Origin of the sequence: Flavobacterium gossypii, from assembly GCF_014138495.1 — a bacterium.
GTDB classification, from domain to species: domain Bacteria; phylum Bacteroidota; class Bacteroidia; order Flavobacteriales; family Flavobacteriaceae; genus Flavobacterium; species Flavobacterium endophyticum.
The window spans coordinates 814,266-826,690 of record NZ_JACJIS010000001.1; the positions used below are offsets into that span (position 1 = coordinate 814,266).

The 12,425-nt window shown below is 36.2% G+C and carries 11 protein-coding genes and 3 tRNA genes; 1 reads left to right on the top strand and 13 read right to left on the bottom strand.

The genetic code is table 11. From position 1 onward, the window contains the following. Positions 1–16 precede the first annotated feature (16 nt). The 11 genes from tuf to GGR22_RS03970 all read right to left on the bottom strand — a co-directional run bounded on the left by tuf (position 17) and on the right by GGR22_RS03970 (position 7,115). On the bottom strand, positions 17–1,210 hold the full coding sequence (tuf, locus tag GGR22_RS03920; protein ID WP_121375061.1) for an elongation factor Tu: 1,194 nt from the start codon (positions 1,208–1,210) through the stop codon (positions 17–19). Between the two features lie 54 nt (positions 1,211–1,264). Then, positions 1,265–1,336 (bottom strand) — tRNA-Thr (locus tag GGR22_RS03925). An 83-nt stretch (positions 1,337–1,419) separates the two neighbouring features. Then, positions 1,420–1,500, bottom strand: a tRNA-Tyr gene (locus GGR22_RS03930). Positions 1,501–1,534: 34 nt separating this feature from the next. Next, positions 1,535–1,608: transfer RNA gene (locus GGR22_RS03935), tRNA-Thr, on the bottom strand. Positions 1,609–1,699: 91 nt separating this feature from the next. Further along, positions 1,700–2,002, bottom strand: a complete 303-nt coding sequence (gene hpf, locus GGR22_RS03940) for a ribosome hibernation-promoting factor, HPF/YfiA family (RefSeq protein WP_121375062.1) — start codon at positions 2,000–2,002, stop codon at positions 1,700–1,702. Between the two features lie 32 nt (positions 2,003–2,034). Further along, positions 2,035–2,931, bottom strand: coding sequence for a tyrosine-type recombinase/integrase (locus tag GGR22_RS03945; RefSeq protein WP_182492644.1), 897 nt, complete (start codon positions 2,929–2,931; stop codon positions 2,035–2,037). Between the two features lie 72 nt (positions 2,932–3,003). Beyond that, positions 3,004–3,198 (bottom strand): 30S ribosomal protein S21, encoded by a 195-nt coding sequence (gene rpsU, locus GGR22_RS03950; RefSeq protein WP_121375064.1) that lies wholly within the window; start codon positions 3,196–3,198, stop codon positions 3,004–3,006. A gap of 72 nt (positions 3,199–3,270) precedes the next feature. Further along, on the bottom strand, positions 3,271–4,440 hold the full coding sequence (locus tag GGR22_RS03955) for an acyl-CoA dehydrogenase family protein (RefSeq protein WP_182492645.1): 1,170 nt from the start codon (positions 4,438–4,440) through the stop codon (positions 3,271–3,273). Positions 4,441–4,643: 203 nt separating this feature from the next. Further along, positions 4,644–5,513, bottom strand: coding sequence for a ComEA family DNA-binding protein (locus GGR22_RS03960; RefSeq protein WP_182492646.1), 870 nt, complete (start codon positions 5,511–5,513; stop codon positions 4,644–4,646). Positions 5,514–5,562: 49 nt separating this feature from the next. Further along, entirely contained in the window at positions 5,563–5,790 is a 228-nt protein-coding gene (locus tag GGR22_RS03965; RefSeq protein WP_056071361.1) for a hypothetical protein, read from the bottom strand. Between the two features lie 56 nt (positions 5,791–5,846). Continuing rightward, positions 5,847–7,115, bottom strand: coding sequence for a DUF2851 family protein (locus GGR22_RS03970; RefSeq protein ID WP_182492647.1), 1,269 nt, complete (start codon positions 7,113–7,115; stop codon positions 5,847–5,849). Positions 7,116–7,228: 113 nt separating this feature from the next. On the opposite strand from GGR22_RS03970, the gene GGR22_RS03975 reads away from it, so the two are divergent. Beyond that, the gene (locus GGR22_RS03975; protein WP_182492648.1) at positions 7,229–8,905 is read left to right on the top strand and encodes a GLPGLI family protein; all 1,677 of its coding nucleotides are present in this window, start codon (positions 7,229–7,231) and stop codon (positions 8,903–8,905) included. 60 nt (positions 8,906–8,965) lie between these two features. On the opposite strand, the gene GGR22_RS03980 is transcribed toward GGR22_RS03975, so the two are convergent. Continuing rightward, positions 8,966–10,327 (bottom strand): pyridoxal-phosphate dependent enzyme, encoded by a 1,362-nt coding sequence (locus GGR22_RS03980; RefSeq protein ID WP_182492649.1) that lies wholly within the window; start codon positions 10,325–10,327, stop codon positions 8,966–8,968. 127 nt (positions 10,328–10,454) lie between these two features. Further along, complete coding sequence (locus GGR22_RS03985) at positions 10,455–12,425, bottom strand: putative porin (protein WP_182492650.1); 1,971 nt, start codon at positions 12,423–12,425, stop codon at positions 10,455–10,457.

The window sequence follows — 12,425 nt, forward strand, 5'->3', positions numbered from 1 at the left end:
AAATATAGTATTCTAATTATTCTACGATTTCAGTCACCTGACCAGCTCCAACCGTTCTACCACCTTCACGGATAGCGAAACGAAGACCTACGTTCATAGCGATTGGGCTTAACAAAGCCACATCGATAGTTAAGTTATCACCTGGCATTACCATCTCTACACCTGCTGGCAAAGAGATAACTCCTGTTACGTCAGTTGTACGTACGTAGAACTGTGGACGGTAGTTATTGTGGAATGGCGTGTGACGACCACCTTCTTCTTTTTTCAAGATATAAACCTCTGCTTTGAATTTAGCGTGTGGTTTTACTGAACCTGGCTTAATAATAACCATACCTCTTTTGATATCAGCTTTATCAATACCTCTTAACAACAAACCTACGTTATCTCCAGCTTCACCTCTGTCAAGGATTTTACGGAACATCTCAACTCCTGTAATTGTAGAAGTCAATTTGTCAGCTCCCATACCGATGATTTCAACAGCATCTCCTGTATTAGCAACTCCAGTTTCGATACGACCTGTAGCAACAGTTCCACGACCTGTAATTGTAAATACGTCCTCAACTGGCATCAAGAATGGTTTAGCAACGTCACGAACCGGCTCTTCGATCCAGTTGTCAACAGCTTCCATCAATTCCATAATTTTAGGAACCCATGTAGCATCTCCGTTCAATCCACCCAAAGCAGAACCTTGGATAACTGGACCGTTATCTCCATCATATTCATAGAAAGACAACAAGTCTCTGATTTCCATTTCAACAAGCTCTAACAACTCAGCATCATCAACCATATCCACTTTGTTCATGAATACAACGATTCTAGGAATACCTACCTGGCGACCTAAAAGGATGTGCTCACGAGTTTGTGGCATTGGTCCGTCTGTAGCAGCTACAACCAAGATAGCACCGTCCATTTGAGCAGCACCAGTAACCATGTTTTTCACGTAATCCGCGTGACCTGGACAGTCAACGTGAGCATAGTGACGGTTAGCTGTTTCGTACTCAACGTGAGATGTATTAATTGTAATACCTCTTTCTTTTTCTTCTGGAGCATTATCAATCTGATCGAAAGATTTTGCAGCTGTTTTAGAAAAACCTGCTTCTGCCATTACTTTAGTAATTGCAGCAGTCAATGTAGTTTTTCCGTGATCCACGTGTCCAATTGTACCTATATTTAAGTGCGGTTTGGAACGGTTAAAATTCTCCTTTGCCATTTTACTTAATTTTAATCTTAGTTATATATTAGTGTTCAAATTCTTTCTTACTTGAGCCAATGACGGGATTTGAACCCGTGACCTCTTCCTTACCAAGGAAGCACTCTACCCCTGAGCTACACCGGCAGGGAATCCTGATTAAAGGATTTATGATTTCAGATTTAAGACTTAGATAAATCAAAAATCTTAATTCACAAATCTTTTTTTTGTGGGGAGAGCAGGATTCGAACCTGCGAAGTTTTCACAGCAGATTTACAGTCTGCCCTCGTTGGCCGCTTGAGTATCTCCCCTTAACCATTTTATTGTCAATCTAATAAAGAACCGAGCCGATAGAGGGACTCGAACCCACGACCTGCTGATTACAAATCAGCTGCTCTAGCCAACTGAGCTACACCGGCAAACTCAATAAAAAAAGTCCGCTATTTCTAACGGACTGCAAATGTATATCTTTTTGTTTCTTAATCAAAATATTTTTGAAAAAAAATTATATTATATATGCGTTCTTATCTTTTCTTTTCGTTTCAGCAATACTCTCTCTAAGGCTTCTGACGAAAGCTCAACACCTTCCTCAAATGTTTTACACTGCTTTTTAACAATAAACTCATCTCCAGGAACATGAATTTTCACCTCTACTATCTTATTTTCCTTATCGCTCGTCTTTTCTACCTTCAAAAAAACGTCTGACGAAACCACTCTGTCATAGTACTTTTCCAACTTATCCATTCTGTCTTGAATGAATCCTACAAGTTTTCCGTCAACATTAAAGTTAACTGCATGAACGTTTACCTTCATAATAAAATTTTTATACGGTTGAACATTTTGAATTATTTCCGGTTCCTCGGATGCGCATCTCCGTAAACTTTTTTCAGCTCTGCTAAACTGCTATGCGTATAAATCTGCGTAGATGCCAAACTAGAATGCCCTAATAATTCTTTTACTGAATTTAAATCTGCTCCATTGTTTAGCATATGAGTCGCAAAGGTATGTCTTAAGATATGCGGACTCTTTTTTACTTTCTCGGAGACATTACTAAAGTACATATTTATTAGTCGATACACAAGGGAATCATTTAATTTAACGCCTTTTAACGTAAGAAAGAAAAACGACTCATCCTTAACCTCCTTCAAGCTAGCTCTTTCCGAAAAACAAAGCCTAAACTGATCTTGTATTATTGGTAACAACGGAAGGATTCTTTCCTTATTTCTCTTCCCGAGCACTTTCAACACTCCTTTTGAAAGGTCTATATTTGATACTTTTAGATTAATAAGCTCCGCTCTTCGAATTCCTGTCGTGTAAAACAAATCGATAATAAGCTTGTCACGGACACCTTCATAGCCTTCCGGATACGTTATAGTATTCAGCACATTGTCTAATTCTTTTTCAGAAAAAGGAATCTGCAGTTTTTTTGGCGTTTTTAAAGCTTTATGCTTCAGCAACGGACTCGCATCTACTTGCTTTATTTTTAGAAGAAATTTATAGAATGACTTTAGCGAAGAAATTTTTCGGTTTACAGAAGTATTTGAAATTCCAGCATCGACTAATGAAACAATCCAGCTCCTGATCTGACTGTAATTTACTTCGTTTAGCTCATCTTGATCAAAATTCTGTTTTAGGAAAAACTCAAAATCAGACAAGTCGTTACAATAAGCCGTAACGGTATGAAGCGAATAGTTTTTCTCTTTCTGAAGATAATCCTTGAATGATTCTTTGGTAGTAAGCATAAAAAAACCGTTAACATCAAAGGTATTAAACTTTCATGACTAACGGTTTTGTATCCTGAAGAAAATTAATTCTTAATTTTCTAATTGATCTCTTAGGTTTTGGATATAACCAGCTTTTTGAATTTGAGCTCTCTTGATTACAGATGGCTTAATAAAAGCTTGACGTGCTCTTAATTGACGAACTGTTCCAGTTTTATCAAATTTTCTCTTATAGCGCTTTAATGCTCTATCGATATTTTCTCCGTCTTTAATTGGTATAATTAACATAATATGACACCTCCTCTCGTTAAGGGTGCAAACTTATAAAATTATTACGAATTATGAATCACGAATTACAAATTATTTTACAGCAGGCTTATAATTCTGCTTGTCAATTATCATTTTCGATAAAATTTCTTTCAAAATTTCTGAAGTTCCGCCTCCAATTGGCCCTAAACGGCTGTCTCTGAACAAGCGTGCCAAAGGATATTCTTCCATATAACCATACCCTCCTAGCATTTGCAGACAGCTGTAAATTGTTTCATCGGCCACTTTTGTAGATTTCAATTTTGCCATTGTGGCTTCTTTAACTACATATTCTTTCTGATTTAGTCGTGCAACTGCTGCATAATTAAACAGCTTGCAGTGCTCCACATCGGTTGCATGCTCTACAATAGTGTGTCGTAAAGCCTGAAATTTATCTATTGTTTTCCCAAACGCTTCACGTTCTGACATATATCCGATAGTATATTCAATCGCATACTCTGCTCTAGCGTGAGCATTTATTGCCATAATTAATCGTTCTAGCGCAAAATGCTGCATAATATAAGGAAAGCCTTTTCCTTCTTCGCCCATTAAATTTTCTTCTGGGATTTCAACATTATCGAATGCAATTTCGGCAGTATCAGAAGCTCTCCATCCTAATTTATCTAACTTTGTAGCCGCTATTCCTTTCAGGTTTGCATCCACCAAAAACATACTGATTCCTTTATTACCAGATTCTGGATTTGTTTTGGCTGCAACTACATAATAATCGGCATAAACTCCGTTTGTGATAAAAGTTTTCGAACCATTAATAATGTATTTATTGCCTTGTTTAACCGCTGTCGTACGCATTCCTGCAACATCACTTCCGCCAAAAGGCTCTGTAATACATAAAGCTCCTATTTTGTCTCCCGAAATACTTGGTGCTAAATACTCTTGTTTGATTCTCTCGCTGCCTTCTGCATTTAAATGCGTCATCGCTAAGTAAGCATGTGCCCACATTGCTGCGGCAAAACCAGAAGATTTAATTTTTTGAAGTTCTTCTAAAAAGACTACCGTATAGAATAAATCCAAGCTCATCCCTCCATAGGCTTCAGGATAATTGATTCCGAAGAACCCCATTTCGCCAAATTTTTTCCAAATAAAACGCTCGATTGTTCCTGTTTTTTCCCATTTTTCAATGTGCGGAACTACTTCTTTTTGCAAAAAATCCTGTAAGCTCTTCCTAAATAATTCGTGCTCTTCAGTAAAATATATTGAATTCATATTATAACAAGGGTATTTTTATATCTTATTTTTTTAGAAATCCAAATATAAGGCAATTGTTTTTTTCTTTTCAACAGAAAAGCTATTATTTTTTATCAAATCCGCAATTTAACAAATCATTTAGTACTTATTTAAACAAAATTCACAATTAGAGTTTCTTATACTGCTTGCATTTCAATTTAGATATTACATTATTCCAATAATTAATACTCTAGATATTTTTCGATTATTTTCACTTTCTCCACAGGGAAGCCTTTTATCTTTATTAAATCTTCACTACTAGAAATCCCTCCATTCATACTTCTATAGGTGACAATCTCTTTACTGATTGGATATCTGAAATAAGGAAATTGGGAAAGTTCTTTTACGGAAGCATCGTTGATTTTTATTTTCTTGACGTTTGGAACAACTCCTATCTTAAATTGGGCGTTTAGTTTTTCTATAACTTCAGGTGAAAGCCCCCAGATATCATTCATTTGTTCCATGCTTACAAAGCCTCCCAAAATTTCTTTCTGCTTTAAAATTCTTTCTGACAAGCCAGGCCCGATGCCATATATCTTTATCAAATCTTCTTGTGTCGCTTTATTAATATCGATTAGGATAATCTTTTCATTTTTTACAAATGATTGTTTTTCACAGGAAGTAAAACTGCTTTTTTTATTTTTAACCCAATCGGGAAATTTAAAATAAGGCGCAATTGCATTTAGCAACGAGTCTGAAACTTTTGTCACTGCTTGGAATTCCTCGGCCGAATTGACATATTTATTGCCTTCTCGGAATTTCAAAAGCCTGTCTATTTCAACTGTAGACATCCCTAATTTGTAGCCTTTAAAATCGGTTATGAAATTTGGGTTGAAAGGATAAATTTTGGGCTTGAAATCAATCTTGGCCTTTTTCATCTTGTCAATTTCTGGCTGTAGCGAAAGCCATTCTTGCTTTTCGACAGAATTATCTTCTTCGATTTCTACATCGATACAATAATAGGCTAACTGTATTCCTGCGATAATAAGGATCAGTACAAAAATGCCGGTACGTTGTTGGGAATCAAACTTGAAGAATGAGTTGGTTGGCATGGAATAAAAAATTTAAGTGGCGGAGAGATAACATAATGGAATAATAGGATTACAAATCAAAGACGGAACTTCGCTTCGTATAGACTAGATCTTTTAATCTGACGAGAAAGGCAAGCGTCAGGTACACACCAAACCAGAGACCAACAGTAAAAAAAGAAATATAGATAAAAAACAAACGTACACTCGATGCTCTCATCCCCAAGCGGTCAGCCAAACGGGACGAAACTTCAAAGCCATGCTTTTCAAAAAAATGCCTGATGTTGGTTATAAATGACATACTATAAAAGTCAAAGTTCAAATTTAAGAATTTCCGATTTCAACAGCTAATAAATTTTAGCTTTTCATCAGCTCTAGCCCAATAGCGCATTCGAGGCAACGTTTCTTATTGCAATATTCGTTCTTGAGTTGCAATAAGGACTGTGTTTCATAAGCGTTCTTAGCCGTTATTCCAAAGCTATGAAATTTATCAATGATGCTATTCTTCTCGGCAGGAATATCTGCAAGCAATCGTATCATCTGTTCCGAAACGTCATTTCCCTGAGAACCGGCATAAGCAAACTTCAACGGGACAACCGTATTGATAAGCAATAGATCGATAAAAGAATTCGTGAGTTTCTTTTTCTTTTTAGGGCTTCGCTTGTCAAACTGATAATGATCATCCCAATAGTCAGAAGCGGCAATATTGAATATTTCATAGAACTCCAAGAGCGTTTCCGCTTCCATCATATCTGAAAATAAATTTTGTCTCGAATGATACAGATTTGCCAACTGAGAAAGTCTTATTGTCGGAAAATTATCAGGACGGTGCTTAAAAAACTGCATCGGCTCGACATAGACTTTTTTCAAGTCGTGCTTTTGCAAAAGATATTCCCAGCGTTCTTTCAGTTCTGTAAAGTAAAAATCTTCGCATTCTTTCATAAACAGGCCTGCCCTGCCATAGAACATAGCTTCGAGATTCTGGACATCGAAACTTTCTTTTCTGATTTTCTGAAACGGAATAGAATTGGCAATTTTGAAAAAAGTCTCTCCATTTGTATTCAATCCGAAATTTTTAGCCAGCAGGCAAAACAGCACAGCCTCCCAATCCTTTATAGTTGCTGAAAATAGTTTCTCAATAGGTTGATATTTCTTTTCAAGTCTTTCAAAAAACAGCCGTTCGAGCCAATTTTTAAAAAAAAACTCATCAATAGAGTCAATTTCGTTCTCACAAAAAATCCATGTCTTTGATGCAATAAGAGATTGATAATTTTCAAGCACTTTGTTAGAAACGTATTCCTTGAGTTCCAAAACTGCAATCTCAGTATTGTCTTTTCTGAAAACCTCGGTATCATGTTCCCAGACTACATGAAGAATGACATTTTCATAATTGGGATCGGTTTCATGGTGATGGACATACCAATCGGAAGACTTGAGATGTATTTCTATGTTTCCGGCCCATTTCTGAGTTCCAATTACAATTTGAGCATTAAAGAAATCAGGCCCGGCTTTTTGAAGGTACTGTCCGGAATTAATAATCAGGAGTTTTTCACCTTGTGTAGTATGCAGTTTTGTAAAATCAAAGTTTTTAAACTGCCAGATATAATGCAGAAAATCTTCTTTCATTTTGTATGGATTTTAAAAAATTCTAGGCGTTTATCATTCAAAAGATTAACTAATGTAGCAAAATTTATTTAACAAACAAACATATATTTGCTATTCTAACTATCATAATCACCATGAGATACTACATTTTATTGCTCTTTGCTTTTTTTACAATTGCTTCTACAGCCCAAAAGAATAACAAGGCTTATAAAATAAGCTACTCCAGATCCTCCAACGGAAAAACAATCGAAGGCCAAGATCCAATTTTAGTTTTTTCTGATTCGAAGGAAACGATTATCACTTCAGAAAATAATATTACGGGCAAAGCAGATTTTCCATTTGAAGAAACTTTTATTGCTCAAGATTCAAATGCTATAGTCCAGTCAGCACAACTTTCAGCTTCAAAAAAAATAGTTACGATTGACAGCTTATCTTTAGGAAAACAGACATTTGAAATCAGCAATGAGACAAAGACCATTTTAGGCTACAAATGCAAGAAGGCAAAAACAATCGTAAATTCAAACACCATCGAACTATGGTATACTAATGACCTAAACGCAAAAGGCGCCCCATCAGTTTTAGGCCAAAAATTAGGTTTAGTATTAGAGATGGTCCGCAACAACAATTATGTGATTACGGCTACCAAAATCGAAAAGATCAAAGCGATCCCTGCTAACTTATCGCCTTTAAAAACAAAATTCACGGCTATTGACTTGCTATCGTTTAGAGACTTGTTATGGAAAAGCCGATTTACGACTATTCCTGTTTTTGAAAACGAGGTTATCAATTTTTCGGAAGAGTCAAAATCAAACGACAGTATTTTTCGATTTGCGAATGGAACCATCATCCTAAAGAAGATTAAATTTCCAGAAATCAAACCTGGAAGTCAAGTATTTGTTGACCTAAAAGAACAATCTAATGGCGATGCATATGACAGGACAGGTTCGGTTTTTGTAATTACAGCAAAAGAGAAATTCTCTTTCCTGAACGGATTGCAAGAAGGAGCCAAAACGCTTCCTATTTATGAAAATGGAAACGGAAAGCAATATCAAGGTGTCGTAAAAACAGATAATTATCTTCCACTATTAGAATTGATGCGTTTTTTCACACCTTTCGGTATAAAACAATACGGACACATTCAGTTGAAAGACAAAACTTGGCATGAAAGCGTTCCGTATCGCCAAGATATTTCCGAGTTGCAATCAGCGTTGAGCAATCAAGAAATAATATATGTAGGTGCTTTTATCGGAAACTATGACAAAGGTGGGCATAAGATAAGCTTGAATATTACAATCCATAGCGAAGAAAAGCAAAATCCAAAAAACACTTTCTTACTGCCTCTTTTCAACACGACCAATATCATGGAAATGGCAGGCCAAGAATATGCTACGATGTTCAATAACGAGAAAGGAATCGAAGTTAGCTTTACTTTGGAGAAAGACATAAAAAACGCAAAGCTTCGCTACATTACGACCGGACATGGCGGCTGGGAAAACGGTGATGAATTTGTCCCAAAGAAAAACACGATTCTTTTAGATGGCAATGAAGCTTTCAGTTTTGTGCCTTGGCGAATGGATTGTGGTTCTTACCGTCTTTTTAATCCGGCTTCAGGGAATTTCGGCAACGGATTGTCATCATCAGACTACAGCCGTTCGAATTGGTGTCCTGGAACGGTAACTAATCCTAACTTAATCGACTTAGGGGATTTGAAAGCCGGAAAACATACAATCCAGGTGAAAATACCGCAAGGAGAAAATGAAGGCGGAAGCTTCAGCTCTTGGAATGTTTCTGGCGTTTTGATTGGAGAATAATTTAGTTGATATAACTAAAAAAGCCTAGCAATGTGCTAGGCTTTTTATATGATAGGATTGTTATTTTATAGAACCAATAATATCGTATTTGGTAATGATATGATGTTTGCCATTTCCTAAATCAACCAACACCGCTTGATTGTCTTTGCTGAACAATTTGGAAACTTCTTCCATCGAAGTTCCAGTTCTTACAATCGGATAAGGTTTTCCCATGACTTCTTTGATTGGCTTTTCAGCCACATTTTTATCCGAAACATAACTTTGGAACAAATCAGTCTCATCGACAGAACCTACAAAACCATTAATATCGATTACTGGAATCTGAGAAATTTTATACTTACGCATTCTTTCAATTGCATGAGAAACCAATTCTTCGGTACGAACAACCACAAGCGGCTTATCTATATGGTCTTTGATCACATCTTCTGCTTTGGTAATATCTTCGTCTAAGAATCCCCTTTCGCGCATCCAGTCGTCGTTGAACATCTTGCCTACATAACGGCTTCCTGAATCGTGAAAAAGAACAACGACTACGTCTTCTGGTTTGAAATGCTCTTTTAATTGCAACAGTCCTTTTATAGCCGACCCTGCAGAGTTTCCGACAAATATTCCTTCTTCCAAAGCAATCTTTCTGGTATAAACGGCTGCATCTTTATCGGTTACTTTTGTAAAACCATCAATTAGCGAAAAATCAACATTTTTTGGAAGGATATCTTCACCGATTCCCTCAGTGATATACGAATAGATTTCGTTTTCATCAAAGATTCCTGTCTCATGGTATTTTTTGAATACTGAACCGTAGGTATCTACTCCCCAAATCTTAATATTTGGATTTTTTTCTTTTAAGAATTTTGCAACTCCAGAAATTGTTCCTCCAGTTCCAACACCTACTACAAAATGCGTGATCTTGCCTTCGGTTTGTTCCCAAATTTCAGGTCCAGTCTGCTCGTAATGTGCCAATGAATTTGACGGGTTGTCGTATTGGTTTACATACCAAGAGTTCGGAGTTTCTTCTGCCAGCCTTTTCGAAACTGAATAGTAAGAACGTGGATCTGTAGGCTCAACATCTGTCGGACAAACCACGACTCTTGCGCCAACGGCACGAAGAATATCCATCTTTTCTTTTGACTGCTTGTCTGAAATTACGCAAATCAGCTTATATCCTTTTACTATTGCACCTAAAGCCAATCCCATTCCGGTATTTCCTGAAGTCCCTTCAATGATGGTTCCTCCTGGTTTTAGACGTCCGTCTGCTTCAGCATCTTCTATCATTTTCACGGCCATCCTATCTTTTACAGAATTGCCAGGATTGAAGGTTTCTACTTTTGCCAAGACCAAAGCATCGACCTCTTTAGTTACCTTGTTTAATTTTACTAGAGGCGTATTTCCAATAGTTTCTAATATATTATTTGCGTATTTCATTTATAATTCGTGATTATTTAAGTCGCAAAGATAGGAACTACAAAATTAATTACGAATTATGAAGCATAAATTATACATTCCGTAATTTCATTAAATTACAGTTTCGCAATAAACAGCTTGAAAAAAATTATGAAAAGAAGTTCCATACCAATCCAAAACGTACGATAAAGTCACGGTAAGGATAATTAGGAGCCGAATAGAAATCATTGCCCGTAAAACTAGAGTTGAAATGTTCTGCTTTTAGATAGACTCTTGTCTGACGGATTTTAGCATTGATAAAAAAATCAAATGTTGGAAAGCCACCGATTTCTCTTTGATTTTGTATATAAAAATCGCCAATAACCGGATTATAATCATTTGCATAGAATTTCGAAAAATAACTGAATGTAATTCCGGTCTGCAAAAACAAAGCTTTTTTGAAAAGATGGTCTGAATAGTAAAGCGTATTTCTCGTAACCAACTGCGGAACGTTCAAGATATCATCTTCTTGATCTGCTTTTTGGTAAAGAACAGTATTATCAAGTGCCCATTTCCTGAATTTAAACTCTTTAGAAACTTTTAAAGAGACATAGTTAATCGTTTTAGAATATTGGTCTGGTTTTACGGTAAGCGTGTCTGCAACGGTACTTTCATTAAAGAAATACAAATGGTTCTTTAAGCTTGAAACCTGCAATGAAGCGCTTGCCCATTGTGTATTCGCGTTAACTGTCAGGCTGTTTATCTTTTCGTTTTTGAAATTATTAGACCAGTTATAATCTACGTAGCTGCTTTGAAAAAGATTAAACAAATGGTCTGGCACTTTGCTTAAATTTTGGTATTGGAAATGCACATTGTTTCTGTCATCAAATTTATATGACAGATTGGCGTCAAGAGTAGACATTTTTTGGTCGGAAATGGAACTTGAAAACAAGAATCTTCCATTCCAATTGTTCTTCTGATAAGTATATTGGCCGCCGACTACATTAAATTCATCCGAGAGAAGGTTTTGTACCGTATTTGTAGGATTCACAATGATACGATTGTAAAAATAATTATATCTGAAATCTTCTATAAAAAACTGGAACTGTCCGAGCGTGCTGTTCTCATACGTTGCTCCGACTTTATTGTACATACGGTTGTATCTAGTCTTATCGTTTATATTACTAGATCGATAGGATGTTCCAAATCTTGATAATCTAATAGTCCCTTGTGCAGGAGTAGTTATCGTAGTAATAATTGTCGGCTGAGTATATTCGAAAAATTTATTTTCGTAATTAAACTGATGGTTTATATAAAGATTGTTTCCTCCTTTTTCTTTATTAATCCTAAAATAATGATCGAAAAAATAGCGATTCCCTTTTAGGATCGAAGTAGCATCAAGCGAATACACATCCAATCTGGCTCTATCGTCAAACTCACTATCGCCTCCTTCAAAATCTTCCAGACTTACGATTCCGCCATTTTCGCCATTAGTCAAATCCTGACCCGTAAAATGGGCTTTCAAGAAATACCGTTCGTTTGAAGTATTATAGCTTGTCATGAATTTAAAATTCCCATTACTCGAAAGCTGATTTACGTACTTTCCGAGCGAACGAAGTCCACGATAGCCTATTGAAAAATTTAATCTTTCGGAAGTATTCAGCGTAATAAAAGCATCAATCATCTGGCCTTGTTCCATAACCGTCTTGAAATATAATTCAGTCATCGGAGTGGCAACGTTATAGTATTTTATGTCATCGACTTCCAAGTAATTGAAATGTTTTCCAGCAAAACCAAAACTTGGATAGGCAGTACTTTTATTAAGTCCGTATTGAAGCGTATTGAATGTCTGTCCTTCATTTGAAAAAGGAAGCAACCCAAAATTATCTTTTCTCAGATAATTAAACTTATATTCTTTTTGAATGGTCAGCGATGTATCTACATACGTAGTATCATGTTGCAAGGTGATTATCTTATACAGATCAATCGTAGCAATCGAGTCATTTTTAGACGGTTCGGCTAATTTAGATTTTTTGGCCTTATTTGTAACAGCGACATTTTCTTTTGTCGGCAAATCTTTCTCTTGTGCAAGCGCAAACAGAGGTAATAAAAATATCGCTACATAAAAAAACTTTGCCAT